Genomic DNA, 21,772 nt, shown 5'->3' with positions numbered 1-21,772 from the left:
TTACCTAGTCTTGAGTGGGTTGTAGTTGTGCATTGAGCTGCTGTAATTTAGCTTCTAGACGGTCAATATCTTGATTAAGCTTACGCGTAGCTTGATTTAAATCGTCCATTTCCCAACGTGGGGCAAATAAACCACTGTCTTCTTTTAAAGCATCTTCAGCGAAAAATAGATGGCTTTGAAGAGAGCGTTTTAGATGCTTGGGTGCAAGTTGAATCTTACCAATTTCATGAGCGAGTTGAGGGCCAACCCATTTTGATAAATGCGCAGCTAAATCAGGTTCAGTCTGCTGCATAATTTTTTGAATATCCTGTAATAGGTGATAGTCACCTTGTAGCGGGATATTACCAATCTGGTCGGGATCGCTCACCAATAGTTTGATGAGTTCAACAACATCTTTGACATGTAAAGTAGCTGTTGCTTCAGAAATTTTAAATTGCGGATCAAAAGGGCGTTGTTCAAAAATAGAAGGTTTTTCGCTGTGCCCAGTTGCAGTAGGTTCAAGACGTACTTTTTCTTGGTCAAAGAATACATCGACAGAAAGCTGCGGGCTATTGATGACAACACGCAACATTTTGCCCTGTAACTGATTGAGCTGAATGCGGGTTAATGCATCCAGATCGATCAGATGATGAATGATACGTTCGACTGCACCGAGTGCTAGAATCGACCACATATCGCTATCCCTTACAGTTTGAAACCGCGGTGAACAGCAACAATACCGCCAGTCAGGTTGTGATAGTCACAGTTCTGGAAGCCAGCATTTTCCATCATGCCTTTTAAGGTACGTTGGTCTGGATGCATACGAATTGATTCAGCCAAATATTTATAACTTTCTGAGTCATTGGCAACCAATTTACCCATAATCGGTAAAGCGGTGAATGAGTAGAGGTCATAAAGTTTTGAAAAAGGCTCAAATACTGGTTTAGAAAACTCAAGAATCAGTAAACGACCACCTGGTTTAAGTACACGGAACATAGAGGCAAGCGCAGCATCTTTATCCGTTACGTTGCGTAGACCAAAGCTAATGGTAACAAGGTCAAAGCTGTTATCTGCAAAAGGTTCTAAAGTTTCAGCATTGGCAAGTACGAAATCGACATTGGTACAGCCTGCATCAATCAGACGGTCACGGCCAACATTCAGCATAGATTCGTTAATGTCTGAAAGTACCACATGACCTTGTGGGCCCACTTCACGGCTAAATACTTTTGCTAAGTCGCCTGTACCACCAGCAATATCCAACACGTGTTGACCACGGCGAACACCAGACATGTTAATTGCAAAGCGTTTCCATAAACGGTGAATACCAAATGACATCAAGTCATTCATAAGATCATATTTGCTTGCAACCGAGTGGAAAACTTCAGCAACTTTTTGTGCTTTATCTTCGGTTCGAACTGTTGAATAACCAAAGTGAGTTGTTTCACCAACGTTGCCAGTGTTGCCTGCACCACGTGGTAAATTGTATTTTGGTACAGAACCGCTAACAGGTGTATCTGTTAAGGTTTGCTGTAAAGTTTGTTGTTGCCCTTGAGGGGTACCTTGCGGTAAAGGTGAGCTTAGGAATGGGCTAACTTTGTCTGAACTTTGTGCCTGCTCAGTTGGAGATGTTGGCTTTTGGTTTTCGTTAGACATATTGTCTCTCCTAGACTCAAACTCAAGTGAAACGGAATAAGTTCTGCATGATGACAGATTTTGTCTATTTTTACAGGCATCATCATGCAAATATAATGAATAAAATCTCAACTTCGCGAGGTTGAGTTTTTTCTATGTGCCGACCTTATCACACTCTAAACGGATTCGGATGTCCTGAATGTACTTTTTCAACAATCTGACGTTCTTTTTCCGTAAAAGTCTTAATAAAAGCCTCTGCTGATTTTAATGGTTTCATTGCGGTAAAACCATCTTGAATAAAATCATACATCAATTCGAAGTGATATTTTTGTGCAATACCTTTACACATTTTAAAAGCAGTGAACATCATAAATGAACGCATGTATTTATCGAGTGCTATCCCTAAGTCATCCAGAAGGGCAAGCTGCTGGTAACGGGCTTCGGCCTGATCAAGCTTGATTAAGGTTAAACGCATGATCTCATCAGTGAGTACTGTATCTGCTGGATAGTCTTCAAGAAGCTGCATGGCCACTTGTTCATCAAGTTGCGTGGCAAGTACAGCCAAACTTACCGACTTTGTTCCTGTTTTAATTGCGTTTTCAGGTAGGACTTTTTCTGCTTTATGGGCATATTTCAATAGTCGTTCAATTTGTGCAGCAAGCGCATCAAACTCTGGGCCGCCATATAAACGGTTTAAAAAATACTCTGACATGAGCTTGTGCTCTGGCAGATTAAAAAAGTCGTGATGCGTTTCTTTCATCCGCTCTTTTAACCATGTTTGTACATCTTGCAAACGCTGGGCAAGCACTGGATTATCGTGATAATTAAATGTTTTATATTGTTGTAAAAGATCATCAAAAGCAGCGAGTTTAGACATTTAAGGCTCTAATATTGGGCTATTTGCAAAAAATCATAAAAGGCATTGTAACCTTCTACTATGGCGAGTAGATGTAAAAAAAATGATTTATGCGTCAATTTTTAGACAGAATCTTGCTGCAATGACATAATTTGTATAGCAATTCATCATCTAAGCGCATAAGTTAAATAACAACGAAATTAAACAATAAAAGATTAGAGCAGTGGACTATGAGTGAACAACAACCAAAATTTGAAATTCGAGACGAAGAACAGCTTTCGGTCGATTTGATTGAAGCACAATATGCTTTAAAAGATAGTCGCGGTAAAAAAAATGCTAAAAGTACGCTCATTTTAATGAGTGGTATCGAACTGGCCGGAAAAGGTGAGGCTGTTAAACAGCTTCGAGAATGGTTAGATCCAAGATATTTAAGGGTAAAAGCAGATGCACCGCGTGTGCTGACAGATACAGAAGCTTTTTGGCAGTCATATTCAGAGTTTATTCCGACTGAGGGCCAAATTGTGGTGATGTTTGGCAATTGGTATAGCGACTTGTTGGTTACCGCGACGCATGTGTCAGAGCCTTTGGATGAGGCACGCTTTGATGCATATGTGGAAAATATGCGTTCATTTGAACAAGACCTAAAAAATAATTATGTCGATGTGATTAAAGTCTGGTTTGATCTTTCTTGGAAATCATTGCAAAAACGTTTAGATAAAATAGACCCTTCTGAACAACATTGGCATAAACTCCACGGCCTAGACTGGCGTAATAAAAAACAATATGACACTTTGCAAAAGTTACGCCGCCGCTTCACTGACGATTGGTACATTATTGATGGGGAAGATGAAAAACAGCGCGATCAATTTTTTGCTCAGTATCTTTTACAACATATGCGTCAGCTACCTGAACATGAAAGTGAAGTCAAAGGGAAATGGCAGCAGGCCAAGATTCCCGAGAGTTTATTAAAACCTGCTCAAGAACAGCTTGATAAAGCTGAGTACAAAAAAGAGCTCGATAAACTCAGCAAAAAAATTGCCGATACCATGCGTTTTGATAAACGTAATTTTGTGATTGCTTTTGAAGGAATGGATGCTTCGGGCAAAGGGGGGGCCATTAAACGAATTGTGAAAAACTTAGACCCACGTGAATATGATATTCATTGTATTGGAGCACCTGAACGTTTCGAAGCAAGGCATCCTTATTTGTGGCGTTTTTGGAACCGCATTAATGAAGCCGAAAAAATTACGATTTTTGACCGTACTTGGTATGGCCGAGTGCTAGTAGAACGTGTGGAAGGTTTTGCGTCACCTTTGGAATGGCAAAGGGCATACGACGAAATTAATCGCTTTGAAAAAGACTTATTTGATAGCCAAACGATTGTGGTAAAAATTTGGCTAGCGATTAGTAAAGATGAGCAAGAACAACGTTTTAAAGCCAGAGAAGAGACACCGCATAAACGCTTTAAAATTACCGCAGAAGACTGGCGTAATCGTGACAAATGGGATGATTATTTAAAAGCAGCAGCAGATATGTTTGAACGAACCAGTACCGAATATGCTCCTTGGCATATTGTTGCCACTGATGATAAATATACTGCGCGTTTAGAAGTGTTAAGAGCGATTTTAAAACAGTTAAAGGCAGACTAATGTCTCCTTTAACTGTTTGAATATTATTGAACTGTTGGTTGTACAAATTGATCCTCAATTGAAGAGGATTTTGTAGCAAGAGTTTGTCGATTGCGAAATACAATAAGCGTTGCAATCAAACTAATGATTGCGGCAAACATTAACCAGAAAGCAGGCATACTTTTGCTGCCAGATTCTTGTACAAGATATGTGGCAATCATAGGTGTTAACCCACCAAATATAGAAGTGGCAAGACTATACGCTACAGAAAAACCAGCAATTCTTACAGAGCTTGGCATCATTTCAGTTAGTGAAACAACCAATGCGCCGTTATAGAAACTATAGAGCAGAGATAGCCATAGTAGTGAAAGTAACATGTGTGCCAAACTAATGTTTTGAGTTAGCCAACTTAATAAAGGATAAGCACTTACAAAAATTAAAATGGTTGTGGTGATTAATAATGGCTTTCGGCCAATTTTATCTGATAAATAACCACCAATAGGTAATAAAATAAAATTACTTGCTCCCACCATCACTGTTGCAAATAAGCTTTCTGTGCTTGTTAAGTGTAGGACTTCTTTTCCATAAGTTGGGGTATAAACTGTAATGAAATAGAACATGGTTGTGGTTGTTGCAACCATACACATTCCAACAACTACAATTTTCCAATTCGCTGCAAGCGTTGACATAATTTGTCTAGTAGTTGGATGCTCTTTTCGAGATGAAAAAGCTTCAGTTTCGGCTAAGGATTTACGTAACCAGAATATAAACGGAATAATTGCACAGCCGACAAAAAATGGAATACGCCAAGCCCAGGCATCAACTTGAGCTTTTGTAAAGGCTAGACTGACTAAATAGCCTAATGTAGCAGCAAAAATTACAGCGACTTGTTGGCTGGCAGATTGCCAACTGGTAATAAAACCACGGTTATGTGGTTCCGCAATTTCAGATAAGTAAACCGAAACACCACCTAACTCAACGCCCGCTGAGAAACCTTGGGCTAAACGGCCAACAAATATTAAGACAGTGGCTGCAAAGCCGATAGTGGCATATCTAGGTGTTAGTGCAATTAACAATGAGCCAATTGCCATAATACTTAAGGTGACCATCAATCCTTTCCGGCGTCCAATTCGATCGACATATGGACCTAAGACGAGTGCACCAATTGGACGCATTAAAAAACTAACGGCAAATACCAAAAAAGTTTTCATTAGCGCGGCATAGCTGCTATCAGAATGGAAAAAAGTTTCACCTATGGCTTTTGCATATAGACCGAAGAGAAAAAAGTCATATTGTTCTAGGAAGTTGCCACTGGTCACATTAAAAATGGCACGTAAACGGGATGTTGATTGTCCATATTCCACAATGGCTCTCCGTATTTCATTTGGCATTGTAAACTGAATAATAGACTTTTAAACTTTAGTAAAACTTAAAAAAATAAGTGAAGATTAAAGTTTTTAATATATCTTTTGTTTTATTGTGTAAATTTTAAAAGTAAAAAAATAAGGCACAGTCATGTGCCTTAAAATTATGATAGGACTATATTAATGCTCAAGTACTGTTGAGTTGCGTCCTTTTTGTTGGATACGTTTAGCAAGATTGTAGCTGTCATTTAAGTGAGTTTGGGCTATTTTTTTCATCATAAAATAACCTAAACTTGCTGCAACAATTTGTCCGCCTAACGGAATAAATTTCGTCACTTGTTTCGTTACGATTTTGCCAAAGAAACCGTTAAAGGTTTTTTTAACGGTTGTACGCGCGACCACAAAACCTGAAAATTGAAAGCCACGTTTACGCAATTCATCCCAATGAATGGTTTTTGTTTTTGGATCATAGACGCTGACATGTTCAGGTGCTAAACCAAAACGGGAATTAATATCGGGAATAAGCTGTGACAAAATTCCCAAATCTACTACCACGTCAAAAAAAGGAATGGGTACAATTGCTGCACCAGCAGAGACGTAAGCTCTTTTTTGAATGAGATCGTGGCACTCATCGCGAATTTGTTCCAGATTTAGGCTAGGATCAATATAGTCAGGAATGTTATCAATTTTCATAATGTTTTACCTGTAATGTGTTCCTTAAAGGTGCCTTGCCAACATAAGGTAAGTGACACCTAAAATGAGATTATGCTGTGTTTAAACCAACGTGACATAGTCAGATTCAGTTGTATAGTAATGAATGTTTATGATTTTGTGCATAAATTATGCGAGTAGGATATGAAATAAATGGGCATCCATGTTATTCAAAGTCAACGTATTGATGTGTTGTTGCAGGGCGTACTAGCGTCTACGTCCCAACCTTCAACGCATCCTTTACAGGTTTTGAAAGCCCAGCATTTCATTGTGCCAAGTCCTGCCATCGAGCAATGGCTGATACAAAAACTTGCAGAACAACAAGGAATGAGCGCTAACTACCAGTTCCACCAACGTGTGCGCGGGTTTCAGTGGTATGCCTATCAACAGGTCCTCACGGCGCATAAGGAGCAAGTTCGTAAAGCGAATATTCCACGCTTGATTTTTAAATGGCGTGTACATCAAGCCTTACAGGAATTTATTCAGCCTGATGTCATGAGCATAGATAGCTCTCATCCACTGCATTCTATTGTTCAACGTATTTATGACAGCGCAGATCGACTCGAACAAGGGATTGAGAAGCAGCTAAAAAAACAAAAAATGTTGTATTGGGTTGCCGAGCAGGTTGCCGATTTATTTAGTAACTATATGGTCTATCGGGGACAGTGCCAGCGTGGTTGTGAAAATACCTGTACTTGTCCAAATAACTGGTTAGCAGCGTGGGGACAAGGTCGCGCGCTGGATATCGAAAAGTATATTGCGCAGAAAGATAAAGAAGTTTCGGCATTTACTTTACAGCAAACACAAGAGTTAGAGCGTTGGCAGCGCTGGTTATGGCAGCAGCATTTTCATGATGATTTTATGCAAATGCAGCAAATTGATGAGTTGTTTTGGCAAGAGTTAGAGCATCCTGAGCGCCAGAAGAAGGCATTGGCTCGTTTGCCGGAGCAAATAGTCATTTTTACTTTGCTAGACTTACCGCCTAGCCAGCTTCAGTTTTTGCGCCGTTTAGGGCAATACATTGATGTGTTGATTTTGCACTATAACCCTTCGCAAGAATATTGGGCCGATAGTGTCGACCCACTCTGGAAACAGCGCTATGACTTAGGGGTAAAAGAGCGTTTTATAGCAAAGAATCCCCAAGCGACCGATGCGGAAATTGCCGATTTCTTTAATAAGTTTACGCTTAACTTTAATGCTGAGGCGCGTGAGTCAAGACATCCACTTTTAACCAGATTAGGGAAACAAGCCCGCGACCACTTCTCTTTACTCTCAAACTTGTCCACAGGTGAAGAGGGTAAGTGGGTGGATGCCTTTGTAGATGATTTTCCTGAAAGTTTACTTGGTAAAGTTCAGTCAGATATTTTGCACTTGGTGGAACCCCAAGCAAAGCAATATGAGCTTGCCCCTAATGACGATTCAATCCAAATTCATGTTTGCCACTCGACATTACGGCAACTTGAAGTATTGAAAGAACAATTGATTGGCTGGTTGGCAAAACCGCACGAACAGCCGCGTCGTCCAAATGATATTTTGGTTTTGGTTCCTAATTTGGCTGAGGTAGAGCCTTTAATACGAAGTGTTTTTCCTGCTACAGCGACTGAGCAAGGCGTGCATTTGCCTGTAAAAATAGCAGGTGTTGCCTCACTTGATGCACTCAATGCATGGCGTGCCGTAATTGGCCGAATTAACCTCATGCAAGGGCGATTTGGCTTTGCTGACTTTGCTGACTGGCTTGGTTTACACGCGACTCAACAGCGTTATGCACTTGAATATGCTCAAGTAGAGCGAATTTTAAACTTACTTGCCGATGCAGGGTTTAAACGTGGGCTTGATGCAGAGCATCTGAAACGTAGCTTATGTGACGGCGATGATGATTATCGATATAGCTTTAAATTTGCTTTAGAGCGGTTAGCGCTCGGTATAGCAATTCCTGAACACGCTACATTTAATCAGGTGCTGAGTTACGCTAAGGTCCAACCGAGTGATTTTGAACTTATTGGTACGCTCATTCAGATTTATCAAGATTTAAATGAGCGCCGTGACTGGCTCATTATGCATGAGCAGAAAAAGAGTCATACGGTGGAATACTGGCTACAAATACTCTCGCAAGATATTATCGAGTTTGAGCAGGCCGGTGTGGCTGCTTTAAAAACTGCGCGGGAAATTGTAAAAAAACAAGAGCGTATGTTAACGCTTGCAAGCTACTATGCCGAGACAGAAACAGGCGCCTTACGTAAAATCACCTTGCCTTTGCCTTATATTCTGGATGAGATTCAGCGAACTTTAGAAAATCAGACAGCCCAAGCTGAACCGACCGGACAGATTACCTTTGCCCAGATTGGACAAATTCGTCCCTTACCTTATCGCTTAATTGTGATGTTGAACCTTGATGCAGGGCAGTTTCCAAACCGTGATACCCACGTGCCATTTGATTTGATGGATGCATTACGTCAACAACTAGGTGACCGTTCCCGTCTTGAGGATGATCAAGGTGCTTTCTTGGATGCCTTACTTTTAGCTCAAGAAAACTTATGGCTGTTTTATAACGGTTTTGATGTTAATGACGGTGAGGTGAGAGATCCTTCTAGTATTCTTCAAGAGTTCCGTGAGCATCTTGCGCTTATTGTAAAACCGGAGCCAAATGCACCTGACCGTGAAGTGATTGAAGGCATTGAAATTCCGTCTCAATTAAAACAGCTCTATCACTTACATTATTTACAGCCGTTTGACCCGAAGGGTTTTATGGCCGAGAAAAGTTATATTCGCTACCAAGATCACTGGTTTAATGTGGCGATGCAAATTCAGCAAGCTTCTGGTGTTCTTAAGCCTTGGGCAAATACATCTTATCCTTTAGAAATACCTGACATGTTGGTTTTAGACAGCCATCAGTGGATACAGGATGTGATTTTCCCCGCACGCCTATATTTAAAAACTTTAGGTGTAGAAAACTTGGGAAGTGTTGGGGAGCTAGATCAGAATGAACCTCTGCTTTTAGATGGTTTGGGCCGCTATGCCATTCGACATTTTTTACAACAAAATGAACAGCAGGCACAGCCAGAAGCTCTACTTGATCAGTTGCCTGTAGGCAAAGTTCAGTACAGTGCTTGGCAACAGGGCATTTTTGAACAAGAGTGTTTGCTTGAGCGTCTTCATCACTATGCGTCAGCCGTGACTCAAACCACGCAGCGTGTGTGGCGAATTGCCAAACAGCTTCATATGAATATTACGGTGCCAAAATCTGAAACTCAAGATTGGGCCAGCATGGAAGCATCAAGTGCCCGAGCAAAAAGACGTGCAAAAGTCTGGTTAGAGTACTTGCTTTGGTTGGCCTATTTAAATGAAGGAAGTGCAGGAACTGAAAGACGCCGTATTGTGGTTTTTAGTGACCAAACCGTCATCTGTAAAGGTATTAGTTCGGAGCAAGCTCGGCAGTATTTACAGCCTTGGTTTAAAATCTGGCGTTATGCTCAACAGCAGCCACTCGTGTTACCAGCAGCTTTATTATTAAAACCACTTGAAAAAGCTAAGGCATATCAGTGGGAAACAACAAATCCGACAGAAAAAATAAAACTCGATGAGAAGAGCTATGTGGAGCTGTTAAAATACTGGAATGAAAAAGGGTCATTTACTTCTATCGATATGACACAAAATGAAGCGTGCAAGTTACATCAAGACTGGCGTTTCATTTTGCAAGAACAAGATGCACAAGCATTACTTCAACATGCTTGTGATGAGTTTGCTTATGACCTGTATCATCCGGTTTTTCAATTTCAACATTCGGAGTAAGGCATGAACTCAAGAGTACAGGTGTCTTATCAACCTATTATTGATATTGAATTTAGTGGGCTGCATTTAATTGAGGCTTCGGCGGGTACCGGAAAAACCTATACACTGTCGAGTTTAATGGTCCGTATTTTTCTTGAGAAATATTTACCGGGCCAAGTTATTGCAACAACATTCACCCGTGCTGCCGCTGCCGAGTTAAAAAGCCGAATTCGTGCGCGTTTGGTCGAAACCCACCGTTACTTAGATGCTAAGCGGAGCTTGACTGAAAAAGAGATCCTTTTACAGGCTGAGCAAGAATCTGACTTATTACTGCAACATGTTCTCAAGCATTTTGCGACACGTATTGCCTATGCCTGTGAGCGTTTAAAGCTCGTTATCGATCAGCTAGATGAGCTGTTTGTGGGAACACTCGATAGCTTTAGCCAAAAGTTGTTACGTGAGTTTGCCTTTGAAAGTGGCAAAATTGAACGTGCTCAAATTACCGATGATGCCAAAACCTATAGCCGACAACTGATTCATGATGTTTTACGTGAATGGATACAGTCTCAGCCTCAAACCGTGATTGATGCGTTGTATCTGGCAGGTGAGTTAAAAAGTGTCGACAGTTTTGTCAAACTGGTCGAAGACTCACTGAATTTTAGTTCGGCTCATTTTAAACTTCCCGAAAAGCCTACCATTCAGTTTGAACAGCTTGCTCAGCTCAAACAGTTGGCAGCAGAAATTGATATCAGTCTTCTAGAACCGTATTACTCGCTTGATGGCGAACACTATAAACATGTAAGCGGCACAATATTTCGTAATGGGGCATTTAATAAGTTATTTAGTGAATGTTTGCCACAGTTATTACAAGTTTTAAAGCAAAGCGACAGTATTTTAGTTTTTGATGGGTCTTTGGCAGTACAACGGGAACTCATTTTTAAGTTTTTAGGCCAGCTTGCCGATCAGAAAGTTTTCAAGAAATGTCCTGCTGAAATTTCAGATGGATTTTATCAGCATCCTTGTATTCAGCAGATTCAGCAGTTATTTGGTGTGCTGAAAAACTACGCTGAACAGTTCGATCAGCTTCATATTTATTTAAAAGCTTATTTGTGTGTAGAGGTTAAAAAACGTTTACCACAGGTTTTACAAAACAAGGGTGAGACGACTTTTTCTCAGCAAATTCGCACTTTGTCAGAAGCTTTAAAGGGCGAGCAGGGGCAACGTTTCGCCGTATTTGTGCAGGCTCGATACCCCTTAATTTTGGTTGATGAGTTTCAAGACACCAACCAAGACCAAGATGACATGCTCGCCAGCATTTGGCGTCATCCAGAACGTTATCAAAAAGGTTGCATGATTATGGTGGGTGACCGTAAGCAGGCAATTTACGGTTTCCGTGGTGGGGATATGCTCACCTTCTTGAATGCCTACAAAGATATTCAGGCAAAGCATGGTCGCGAATATAAGTTAATTCATAACCACCGTTCAGTCGCTGACTTGGTTGAAGTGGTTGATGCCTTATTTCAAAGGCAAATCGACTTTGGTGAACAGGTTCAATATGACCCAATTCGGGCAGGGACTCGACCACATCCAGTTTTAATCGATCAAAACCAGCCTAATCCGCATCCTTTACGTTGGGTCATGCTAAAAGACAAGGAAACGGAAGCACAGCAAGTCGCGTGGAAAATACGTGATTTACTCAATCAGTCACATGCTGGACAACTTTATTTTCAAAAAGATGCTCAGACTCAAACCTTAAATGAAGATGATATTGCGGTCTTGTCCCGTAATCATGATGGTCTTGATAAAGTTCAATTTGAATTAGAACGTTTAGGAATACGAGTTAACCGGCCATCAAAACGAAGTGTTTTTGATTGCACAATTGCTCAGGATGTTGGAGCCTTACTCACAGCGATACTCCATCCTTACGATGAGGCCAAAGTGAAACGAGCTTTGATTAGCCGTTTATTTGCTATGGACCTTAAACAGCTATTGCAACTCGAACAAACGGCCGAAGGTTTAAGCCAGTTTATGACTGGTTTTGATGCTATTCGTGAGCTTTGGTCAGCTCAGGGCTTTTTAGTAGCATGGCAGCAATGTTTAAACCAATTTGACATTTGGAAAAATCTGGTTGCTGTCCAGAGTAAAGATAATGAGCGGGTTGTGGTGAACTTGCGTCATTTGACCGAAATTTTGAGCCAACATAGCGAGAAATATCAGGGCGCGCAAAATCTCTATCATTGGTATCTCAAGCAACTACAGTCACCGCTTGACCGTGAATGGGAGTTAGAGCGTAGGTTGTCGAGTGAAGCTGGCGTACAGCTCATGACCATTCACCAGTCAAAAGGTCTTGAGTTTAAAATTGTCTTTTTGCTCGGGGCCGACAAGCCATTTCGGGAAAATAACAAAACGCTTAACTTCTCGACCCAAGATATAACGGTTCCGGAGTCGGCTCAAACTCTAACACAACGTGTTGTTGCGATTGCCGATAAAACATATTTAAACGAAACCGAGCTGAAGCAGCATGAAGAACGGGCTTTGGCGGAACAAAACCGTCTATGGTACGTTGCTTTAACACGGGCAAGTCATCGTGTTTATGCGCTCTTACAAGATACGGATGGTAAGTCTGTTTCAGGTTTGGCATTTTGGAAAAACAGAGCTGAACCATTCCAGCACCGTTGTTGTACCGATGAAATAATTTTGGAGCAACCACCTGCTGCAAGACATTTAAATCAACACATCAATATTATTGAGATACAGGCACAGCATTTTCCTGATCAACGCTTTTATTCAAGAGGCAAAACCAGTTTTAGTTATCTGGTACAGCATTTAAGACATAAAGTAGGTACAGATTTACTCGCGAGCCAGAGCCATGAGGCTGTTTTAGCCGAAGATGAACTCGATCAGGTTATTTCTGTTGAGGCGGCTACAGCACAACCCATTAGCTGGATCAAAAGCAATTTTCCGAGAGGCACACTCGCAGGTAATTTCTTACATGAAATTTTTGAACATATTGATTTTCAATGTTCAGATGAGTGGGTAAGTGAAATACGCCGTCGTTTTAAAAATGACTACAGTAGTTTGTGGCAAGATTTATTAATCAAATACCAAGAAAGCTTTCCCGAAGAACAAGAAGCGGAATATTCGCTTTATCATGCTGTGGCGACATGGTTGCAAGAAATTCTAAGCACGCCGTTATATCAAGGCTTTCGCCTAAATCAGTTACAACCAGAGCACTATTTATCAGAGTGTCCTTTTTATTTGGCCCTGTCAGATCGGGTATTAGCCATGAAACGTATTCAGCAGTTGTTTGCTGAATATGGTATGGAAATGCCTGAGTTATTAGAGGCTCGTTCTGCTCGCTATTTAAATGGTTCGATAGACTTGGTTTATTTTGATGGGCAGCGTTATCACATTGCTGACTATAAGAGTAACTACTTGGGTGAGAACCTTGTTGATTACAGTGTAGAAAGCATTGCACAAAGTATGTCTTTAGCCAGCTATTGGCTACAAGCGGGCCTGTATTTGGTTGCGTTACATCGTTATTTAAAAGTCAAAATGCAGAATTATGATATTGAACAACACTTAGGTGGGGCAACTTATCTTTACTTACGCGGTATGAATGGCGAAGCTGAGCAAGGCTATTATTATTGGCAGCCAAGTACAGAATTTGTTCTACGACTTGATGCTATTTTAGGGTACTTTGCTGAGGATAAAATTGCATAAAAAATGCTGATAAATGATCTAATTTTAGTATTAACAAATACTTGGGGTGTGGATAAGCCTGTCTATAACCATGTGGACAAGCGTGTGGAAAACTAGGTGGATAAGTGTGTGGACAATCTAAATAGCCCTGAACAAAGCGATTTAAGCTGGTTAACGACTTGGAGTACCTTTCTAAATCAAGCCCCGTTTACTGCACAGACACAAGCTCCAGAGGCAGCTTATTTTTTGCAGCAGCTTGTTGAAGCGAGCTTGCAAGGTGACAGTTGTATTGAGATTAGCCCAGAGCAAACAGAAGCACTTGGTCAACTGGTGATATCTGCTGAACAAGCCATGTCTCAAGTTGGCCCTTGTGTCCACGACGGGCAGGGGTTGGCATTATACCGATATTGGAACCTAGAGCAACGTCTAGCTGAGCAAATTCGCCGATTAAAGCAGCAACCAATTCAACCAGTTTCGTGTGAAGAGCATTTAGACTTACTCACTGATCCTCATCAGCGAGCTGCCTTGCAAATGGTGACTCGGCAGAGTTTGAGTATTATTACAGGTGGGCCGGGTACAGGTAAGACCTATACGCTCGCTCGTATTATTGCTGTGCTGAGCCAAGCAATTCCTCACATTCGTGTAGCAATGGCAGCTCCGACGGGTAAAGCTGCACAGCGAATGCAAGAAGCCTTACAAAATTCGTTTAATGATCCGAAACTTCTTGAGTCGGGACTAGTTAGTGATGAGCTAAGAAACCAAAGTACCCAAACCATTCATCGATTATTAGGTATGGGGCATAGTCAAACTCCACGGTTTAATCAAAAACAGCCTTTGCCTTATGACGTTATTGTGGTGGATGAAGCCTCTATGCTGGATTTAAATCTGGCAACGTTATTATTTGAAGCTGTTCCTGAGTCTTGTCGAATTATTTTATTAGGTGATGCCAACCAGCTTGCTTCTGTAGATGTTGGAGCGGTACTTGCAGATTTACAGCAAATCGAGGCTTTATCTGAAAACCGTGTTCACCTTCAAACCAGCCGTCGTTTTGCAGAAGGTGCTTTGATTGGTCAGGTGGCACGATTTATTCAAATGCAAACCAGTCAAATCAATCATGAGCAAGTTTTACAACAGTTTGAAGTCGATATTGTTCAGGTTTCAGAATTACGTTCAATTCCTTTAGAGGCTGATATGCCTGATGTAGTTCAGCTTGAATATTTACCTGAAGGATCATTTACAGAGCTGGAAGCTTACTACCAAAAATTGATGGTGGGCTTTCAAGGCTATGTGCAAAGCCTAAAAGCTTATTTACAAGATGATCGATCACTTGAGCATATTGAAAATATTGTTAAGTCATTCGATGACTACCGTATTTTAACGGCAGTTCGTCATGGGCCATTTGGCTTGCAGCAACTTAATCAATATGCCGAACGCTGGTTACAACAACAGCTAGGTATTGTGACTTTAGGAGGATGGTATGTAGGCCGTCCGGTCATGATGACTTATAACGATTACCAGCTTGGTATTTCAAATGGTGACATTGGTTTATGTTTTGAACATAGAACCCAGCCTCAACAGTTTGAAGTCTATTTCCCAAGTTTAAATAAGTGGGTTGCTGCAAACCGATTACCTAAAAGTATTCAAAGTGCATTTGCTTTAACCATTCACAAATCGCAAGGGTCTGAATTTACCCACACAGCTGTTGTTCTCGATCAGGCCGCTAAGAATTTGTTAAGCCAAGAGTTAATTTACACTGCGATTACACGAGCGAAAAAAGTGGTCAGTCTGTTGGTTCATCCAGAGGCTTTATTGCAATCTTTTACAGTTCGTACGACCAGAAAAAGCGGTTTAGTTGAAAAAGTTAATCGGTTAGTTCGTTAAGGCAAACTTAATATTTTTACCCTTGTAAGAAAAAGCTTACATGGATTCGAGATATTTGCTGCTAGAGAACATACCCTGTTTTTGAGATTATAAACGCACAACGAGCTTGGCAAGGAATGTCGGGCAAAATCGCACAATAATAACAACTTAAGTCGAGAGACTGCGAACTTACAATGAAGTAGGTGAATAAAGAGGAAACTTACAGCCGCTAAGCCTTGTAGTTTTGGGAGAGACTACAGGGCTTTTTTATATTTTGAGTTTTTATCACGTTAAATAAATTAAATAACCCCTTGTTTGCGTCGTGCTATTTCTTATTCTGATTATCAATAATTTAACTCAAGCATATTAATATATTTATTTGTAATATGATTCTTAAATGGGCATTTTTCGCGTGAATTGTTAAGTTAAATGTTATACAGAACCGTACGTTATTTAGCTGTTACAGATAAACGCTAAATATTAGACAGACCTGTACGTTTTCGCTTACATGATGATAAGAAAAATACTACTTTTCTTCATAATTGGATATGACAAAATACATCACATAAGGAAATAGAAATAAAAACAACGGAAGTGAGTAAAACGAGAAGAAGGATGTGGAAAGCATCTCACACATAACAATAAGAACAGCGATAAACACGATAAACAAGAACTACAGCGCCAAAAACCCAAGCAGAAATGCTTGGGTTTTTTATTTTAGCGCTAAGTTATTACGATTTAGACTAGATCTGTTTCATGTGAATCGCTACCAAACAATGAGCGACGCTGATCTCTAGGAATTCGTGGGCATTGGCTAGAAATTTGATAGAGCAAGCTGGCTAGAGCCGGAAGGTGAGTGCCTACTACGGACTTTCCAGTGGTTAACAGTGAAACGCTAATATCTCGCTCTGGGTCGGCCCAACATAAAATATTAGAAAAGCCGAGATGACCAAAAGCTTGTCCAGTCATTGGACCAAATAAACCTACTGGATTGCTACCGAGCATGGGACCTAGTGCATAACGCATAGGTATTAATAAGGTTCGGTCAATGTTAACTCCTGTGGTCGGTAGAGTTGCTCTAAAAATTGTTTTCTCACTTAAAATTTGTTTGCCTTGGTAACTTCCTCCACTTAAAAGCATTTCAAAGAAGCGTCCAGCTTGTTCGGCACTGGTATAAATGTTGCCAGCAGGGCAGATGGTATCCATAAAGCGGCTATCATTAGTTACATCTACAGCGAGTTGTAAGCCGCCACCTAGTACATGATTTAAATAATGATCTGTTCCTAAGCGAGGATGTAAACCTGTTGCACAATTGAGTGCAACTTTGGAGCGATACTCTGGCTTCAAACCATAGTTGAAATAAGGCATGTCCATCGGCTTCTCGATGGTCTCATGCACAAATTGGCGAAGGTCTTGCCCTGTGACTCGCTCAATAATTTCACCTAAAATATAACCTGCCGTTACTGCATGATAGGCGAGGTGATTTCCTGCTGGAGAAACAGGTCTTGCTGCATATAGGCGCTTTAAAATTTCATCTTTATCAAAAAGCAGTTCAGGAGTGACTTCTCCATCAACATAAGGAATGCCTCCCCGATGTGCTAACAAATGAAAGATGGTCGCACGGCGCTTCCCATTTACACCATATTCAGGAATGTAATAACTGACGGGGTCAAGTAAGTTGATTTCACCTTTTTCATCTAAAAGATGAATCAACATAGCAGTAATCATTTTGGATGCTGAAAATAAGCAAACAGGAGTATCCGGCGTTGCGATGAGGGCATTATTTTGCAAACCTTCTGGAGAGTTCCCTTGAGCATAGCCAATGCTTCGATTTAATAAAATTTTCCCTTGTCTACGTAAACAAAAAGTAATGAGCGGATAGTTCCCGGTTTTATAGAGCGACTCAATACTCTTCCAGATCTTTTGAACCTGACGTTCACTCATTCCACCTTGTTCAGCAGGTACCTCATCTTTGTGATGAATGACCGATCCAATATCGTCTGGTACTGGACAGGTGTTGGTCGAAAATATTTTCACACGTCCCTCGCGTTTCTTTCTTTTTATTGACGGTCAAGTGTGCAGGGTTCGGATGCGTATGTCAGTGTCTAAAATGACAGGTAACTGAAAACAATTTTGCAATCCATATATAGATACCTTAAAATAGGCAACTTGCTGTAGTGATGCACGGCAGTCAGTTGCGCTCAACTGATTCATATCATTTTATTTTTTAAGCATCTCGGAGAAATCGAATGGCTTTAACTAATGCAGACCGCGCAGAGATCATTGCTAAATTTGCTCGCGCTGAAAACGACACTGGTTCACCAGAAGTACAAGTAGCTTTATTGACTGCTCAAATCAATGATTTACAAGGTCACTTTAAAGCTCACAAACACGACCACCATAGCCGTCGCGGTTTGATCCGTATGGTTAACCAACGTCGTAAATTACTTGACTACTTAAATGGTAAAGACCACGAGCGTTACACTGCTTTGATCGGTGCTTTAGGTCTACGTCGTTAATTCGATTTTGCTTTGTTTTCGGTTTATCGCATGTTGCTATGCTTTGTTTCTGGAAAGAAAGTTTCGCCTAATCAACCGTTAGGCGATTTATAGAAGGGGCGCTTGTGCGCTCCTTCTTTGCGTTTAATATTATTTAAAATTTTTGGTCTAGTGTGATGGCTTCTAAGCTTTGTCATTTATCTACCAATAGTTGTAGCCTGAATGCCAAACCTTAGGGGTCTCACTAGAATAAAATTAGGAAAATACAATACATGTCAATGTTTAACATCGTTCGTAAAGAATTCCAGTTCGGTCAACATCAAGTCGTTTTAGAAACGGGTCGCGTTGCACGTCAAGCAAATACAGTTTTAATTACAATGGGCGGCGTAACTGTTTTAGTTGCAGTTGTTGCTCAATCTAAAGCAAAAGCGGGTCAAGACTTTTTCCCGTTAACAGTTAACTATCAAGAAAAACAATATGCAGCTGGTCGTATCCCTGGTGGTTACGGTAAGCGTGAAGGTCGTGCTTCTGAAGCTGAAACTTTAATTTCACGTCTTATTGACCGTCCAATTCGTCCATTGTTCCCAGAAGGTTACTTCAACGAAATTCAAGTAACAGCAACAGTTGTTTCTTCTGACAAAACTATGGAAGCTGATATTGCTGCAATGTTAGGTACTTCTGCTGCATTAGCAATTGCAGGTACACCATTCCGTGGCCCAATCGGTGCAGCACGTGTTGGTTTAATTAACGGCGAATATGTTTTAAACCCGAATTTTGAACAAATGGCTCAGTCTGACCTTGACCTTGTGGTTGCTGGTACAGAAGCGGCTGTATTAATGGTTGAATCTGAAGCAAAAGAACTTTCAGAAGACCAAATGCTTGGTGCTGTGCTTTTCGGTCATGACGAAATGCAAATCGCGATTCAAGCAATTAAAGAATTTGCTGCTGCTGCCGGTGCAGTGGAATCAACTTGGGTTGCTCCAGCTAAAAATGAAACACTTCGTGAGCAATTAAAAGCAGCTTTCGAAGCTAAAATTTCTGAAGCGTATACGATTGCGGTTAAACAAGATCGTTATGCAGCATTAGATGCACTTTATGCAGAAGCTGTAGCTCAGTTCGTTCCTGAAAATGACGAAACTGGTCTTGCTGACGAAGTAAACGAATTATTTGAAGACCTTAAATATCGTACAGTACGTGACAACATCTTGTCTGGTAAGCCACGTATTGATGGTCGTGATACTAAAACTGTTCGTGCGATCGACGTTCAAGTTGGCGTATTAGACCGTGCACACGGTTCTGCATTATTTACACGTGGTGAAACTCAGGCGTTAGTAACAACAACTTTGGGTAATACTCGTGATGCGTTAATGGTTGATACGCTTTCTGGTACTAAAACTGATAACTTCATGTTGCACTACAACTTCCCTGCATACTCTGTAGGTGAAACAGGTCGTGAGTCTGGTCCTAAACGTCGTGAAATTGGTCATGGTCGTTTAGCACGTCGTGGTGTTCAAGCTGTTCTTCCTGCTGCTGACCGCTTCCCATACGTTATTCGTATTGTATCTGACATTACTGAATCTAACGGTTCATCTTCAATGGCCTCTGTATGTGGTGCGTCATTATCTCTTATGGATGCAGGTGTTCCACTTAAAGCACCAGTTGCGGGTATCGCAATGGGCTTAGTGAAAGAAGGCGATCGTTTTGCGGTACTTTCAGACATCTTAGGTGACGAAGACCACCTTGGTGACATGGACTTTAAAGTAGCAGGTTCTGCAAACGGTATTACTGCACTTCAAATGGACATCAAGATCGAAGGTATTACTGAAGAAATTATGGAAGTTGCGTTAAACCAAGCGTTTGCTGGTCGTATGCACATCCTTAATGAAATGAACAAAGTAATTTCACGCGCTCGTCCTGAAATTTCAATGCATGCTCCAACATTTGAAGTAATTACAATTAATCCGGACAAGATTCGTGATGTAATTGGTAAAGGTGGTGCAACAATCCGCCAAATTACTGAAGAAACTAAAGCTGCTATTGATATTGAAGATAACGGTACAGTTCGCGTATTTGGTGAAACTAAAGCTGCTGCTAAAGCTGCAATTGCAAAAATCCAAGCGATTACTGCTGAAGTTGAACCAGGTAAAATCTACGACGGTAAAGTTATCCGTATTGTAGAATTTGGTGCATTCGTAAACATTATGCCAGGTACTGATGGTCTTCTTCATATTTCGCAAATCTCTAATGAGCGTATTGCGAACGTAACTGATGTTCTTAAAGAAGGTCAGGAAGTGAAAGTACAAGTTGCTGATGTTGACAACCGTGGTCGTATCAAATTGACTATGAAAGATATTGAGCAAGCATAATTGCTTAACTCACTAAAAAAGTCCGCTTGATGCGGGCTTTTTTTATGGCATGATGCAAGTAACACACAAATAGATCGACGTGGTATGCAGGTTTATTATTTTTATCGTCATCAAAAGGATGGCTATGTTTTTTTGAGCCGAGAAAAGCACACTGAACATGTTCTGGAATTTTTCTGGATTGATAGTGTGAGATCTGACGTTGTTAACCATAATGAAGAGTGGCAACAAAAAATTCAGCAGCTTTCAGATGTCGCAATTAATGAATTTCATATGCGAGATATTGCCAATATTGAGCATCCTTGTGCCTTTGATACGCTTGAAGAATATGACCTGCTCATTTTTAAAAAGCTTGTTACACCTGATGATGAAATTAAAAATGGAGAAACACACGAGAGTGTGTTTGGCTTAGCTACCACGCCAATTAGTTTTATTTTTACCCCTAAAGTTCTGATTAGTGTACGTGAGCAGGGCAACAAGTCGATTGAAAATTATATTCAGCGTCTTGAAAATATTTTATGTAAAACCTTAGAAGAACAAAATAAAACCCGTAAGTTGCCTAATTCACCTGTAGATTTATGTTTACGTCTGCTCAATAGCATGGTGGATGGTTATCTTGATATTCGTTCGCCTTTAACCAGACGAGTCGAGCACTGGCAACAACAACTATTACAGGGCAATCGTCGTTTTAAACAATGGCATCAACTGTTTCATGAAAACATGGCCTTTCAGCAGGTCGAAAACTTGTGTGAAGAACAAATCGAAACCCTACAAGAGTTTCGGGATGAAATTGTAGAAAATTATCATCATGTGATTGGTGAGCGTACGCATAGTTCACAAGATCTTTTATTAGTTCGTTTGAATGATTTAATGAGTCATGTAGAACGTATTCAAAAACATACTTTACGCTTACGGAGTGCGATTCAATCGGCAATAGATTTGCATTTCTCAGCGATTGCAAACCAGACTAATGAAAATATGCGTATTCTTGCCATTATTACCGCTGTATTTGCGCCTCTCACGCTTTTAACTGGTATTTACGGGATGAACTTTGAGTTTATTCCGGGGCTTAAATCGCCAGTGGGTTTCTGGATTATGCTCGGTGTCATGTTGCTCAGTACGGTTTTATTGTTGTACTACTTCTATAGACAGCATTTAGTTGGGCGTGGTGAGAAAAGCGTTATTGATTTATTGGCTCAGCAGCACCGTCAAGAGCGTATGAATTTGTTCTGGTTTTTGGAATATGAACCGATTAAGCAGACTTTGAAGGAAGTGGAGAAGATTACTCGGTTGAAGTAATAGGAATTTTCAAAGATCAGTAAAGTTGATTTGTTAGTACTGCCTCAAATATATGGATTAATTAGATATTTTTTGTATAGGCATATCCTTACTTTTGACTGGGCAAAAGTAA

The 21,772-nt window shown here is 40.6% G+C and carries 13 protein-coding genes; 7 read left to right on the top strand and 6 right to left on the bottom strand.

Annotated features, from left to right (window positions below):
* Positions 1-4: 4 nt before the first annotated feature.
* From F984_RS16565 to F984_RS16555, 3 genes are all read right to left on the bottom strand, one after another.
* Positions 5-673 carry a ubiquinone biosynthesis accessory factor UbiJ gene (locus tag F984_RS16565; RefSeq protein WP_004710803.1) on the bottom strand — a complete coding sequence of 223 codons (669 nt, stop codon included), beginning with the start codon at positions 671-673 and terminating at the stop codon, positions 5-7.
* An 11-nt stretch (positions 674-684) separates the two neighbouring features.
* Positions 685-1,632, bottom strand: coding sequence for a bifunctional demethylmenaquinone methyltransferase/2-methoxy-6-polyprenyl-1,4-benzoquinol methylase UbiE (gene ubiE, locus F984_RS16560; protein WP_002156970.1), 948 nt, complete (start codon positions 1,630-1,632; stop codon positions 685-687).
* A 148-nt stretch (positions 1,633-1,780) separates the two neighbouring features.
* Positions 1,781-2,488 carry a DUF8198 family protein gene (locus tag F984_RS16555; RefSeq protein WP_002157018.1) on the bottom strand — a complete coding sequence of 236 codons (708 nt, stop codon included), beginning with the start codon at positions 2,486-2,488 and terminating at the stop codon, positions 1,781-1,783.
* Positions 2,489-2,697: 209 nt separating this feature from the next.
* Here F984_RS16555 and pap point away from each other — a divergent pair, with 209 nt between their 5' ends.
* The gene (gene pap / locus F984_RS16550; RefSeq protein ID WP_002157012.1) at positions 2,698-4,116 is read left to right on the top strand and encodes a polyphosphate:AMP phosphotransferase; all 1,419 of its coding nucleotides are present in this window, start codon (positions 2,698-2,700) and stop codon (positions 4,114-4,116) included.
* Positions 4,117-4,139: 23 nt separating this feature from the next.
* Here the strand turns inward: pap and tcuC are convergent, their stop codons facing one another.
* Positions 4,140-5,459, bottom strand: coding sequence for an MFS transporter (tcuC, locus tag F984_RS16545; RefSeq protein WP_004710798.1), 1,320 nt, complete (start codon positions 5,457-5,459; stop codon positions 4,140-4,142).
* A gap of 180 nt (positions 5,460-5,639) precedes the next feature.
* Positions 5,640-6,152, bottom strand: coding sequence for a hypothetical protein (locus F984_RS16540; RefSeq protein ID WP_004710796.1), 513 nt, complete (start codon positions 6,150-6,152; stop codon positions 5,640-5,642).
* A gap of 171 nt (positions 6,153-6,323) precedes the next feature.
* On the opposite strand from F984_RS16540, the gene F984_RS16535 reads away from it, so the two are divergent.
* The 3 genes from F984_RS16535 (at position 6,324) to recD (ending at position 15,521) form a co-directional block, all read left to right on the top strand.
* Positions 6,324-9,959, top strand: a complete 3,636-nt coding sequence (locus tag F984_RS16535) for an exodeoxyribonuclease V subunit gamma (protein ID WP_004710794.1) — start codon at positions 6,324-6,326, stop codon at positions 9,957-9,959.
* 3 nt (positions 9,960-9,962) lie between these two features.
* On the top strand, positions 9,963-13,661 hold the full coding sequence (locus F984_RS16530; RefSeq protein WP_004710792.1) for a UvrD-helicase domain-containing protein: 3,699 nt from the start codon (positions 9,963-9,965) through the stop codon (positions 13,659-13,661).
* A gap of 108 nt (positions 13,662-13,769) precedes the next feature.
* Positions 13,770-15,521, top strand: a complete 1,752-nt coding sequence (recD, locus tag F984_RS16525; protein WP_004710790.1) for an exodeoxyribonuclease V subunit alpha — start codon at positions 13,770-13,772, stop codon at positions 15,519-15,521.
* Positions 15,522-16,238: 717 nt separating this feature from the next.
* On the opposite strand, the gene F984_RS16520 is transcribed toward recD, so the two are convergent.
* The gene (locus F984_RS16520; protein ID WP_004710788.1) at positions 16,239-17,537 is read right to left on the bottom strand and encodes a serine hydrolase domain-containing protein; all 1,299 of its coding nucleotides are present in this window, start codon (positions 17,535-17,537) and stop codon (positions 16,239-16,241) included.
* Between the two features lie 212 nt (positions 17,538-17,749).
* Here F984_RS16520 and rpsO point away from each other — a divergent pair, with 212 nt between their 5' ends.
* The 3 genes from rpsO to F984_RS16505 all read left to right on the top strand — a co-directional run bounded on the left by rpsO (position 17,750) and on the right by F984_RS16505 (position 21,660).
* Positions 17,750-18,019 carry a 30S ribosomal protein S15 gene (gene rpsO, locus F984_RS16515; protein ID WP_001229357.1) on the top strand — a complete coding sequence of 90 codons (270 nt, stop codon included), beginning with the start codon at positions 17,750-17,752 and terminating at the stop codon, positions 18,017-18,019.
* A gap of 257 nt (positions 18,020-18,276) precedes the next feature.
* On the top strand, positions 18,277-20,364 hold the full coding sequence (pnp, locus tag F984_RS16510; RefSeq protein ID WP_170318156.1) for a polyribonucleotide nucleotidyltransferase: 2,088 nt from the start codon (positions 18,277-18,279) through the stop codon (positions 20,362-20,364).
* An 84-nt stretch (positions 20,365-20,448) separates the two neighbouring features.
* Complete coding sequence (locus F984_RS16505; protein WP_004710786.1) at positions 20,449-21,660, top strand: magnesium transporter CorA family protein; 1,212 nt, start codon at positions 20,449-20,451, stop codon at positions 21,658-21,660.
* Positions 21,661-21,772: the final 112 nt, after the last annotated feature.

This window comes from Acinetobacter nosocomialis NIPH 2119 (genome assembly GCF_000368085.1).
In the GTDB taxonomy this organism is placed as follows: Bacteria; Pseudomonadota; Gammaproteobacteria; order Pseudomonadales; family Moraxellaceae; genus Acinetobacter; species Acinetobacter nosocomialis.
The sequence above is the reverse complement of the archived record's forward strand: the minus strand, read 5'-3'. Positions and strand labels throughout refer to the sequence as shown.

What these genes read in the sequence shown, in the direction of transcription:
- F984_RS16565 (WP_004710803.1), bottom strand. Translation starts at nt 673, where the DNA reads ATGTGGTCGATTCTAGCACTCGGTGCAGTCGAACGTATCATTCATCAT.
- ubiE (WP_002156970.1), bottom strand. Translation starts at nt 1,632, where the DNA reads ATGTCTAACGAAAACCAAAAGCCAACATCTCCAACTGAGCAGGCACAA.
- F984_RS16555 (WP_002157018.1), bottom strand. Translation starts at nt 2,488, where the DNA reads ATGTCTAAACTCGCTGCTTTTGATGATCTTTTACAACAATATAAAACA.
- pap (WP_002157012.1), top strand. Translation starts at nt 2,698, where the DNA reads ATGAGTGAACAACAACCAAAATTTGAAATTCGAGACGAAGAACAGCTT.
- F984_RS16540 (WP_004710796.1), bottom strand. Translation starts at nt 6,152, where the DNA reads ATGAAAATTGATAACATTCCTGACTATATTGATCCTAGCCTAAATCTG.
- F984_RS16535 (WP_004710794.1), top strand. Translation starts at nt 6,324, where the DNA reads ATGGGCATCCATGTTATTCAAAGTCAACGTATTGATGTGTTGTTGCAG.
- F984_RS16530 (WP_004710792.1), top strand. Translation starts at nt 9,963, where the DNA reads ATGAACTCAAGAGTACAGGTGTCTTATCAACCTATTATTGATATTGAA.
- rpsO (WP_001229357.1), top strand. Translation starts at nt 17,750, where the DNA reads ATGGCTTTAACTAATGCAGACCGCGCAGAGATCATTGCTAAATTTGCT.
- pnp (WP_170318156.1), top strand. Translation starts at nt 18,277, where the DNA reads ATGTTTAACATCGTTCGTAAAGAATTCCAGTTCGGTCAACATCAAGTC.
- F984_RS16505 (WP_004710786.1), top strand. Translation starts at nt 20,449, where the DNA reads ATGCAGGTTTATTATTTTTATCGTCATCAAAAGGATGGCTATGTTTTT.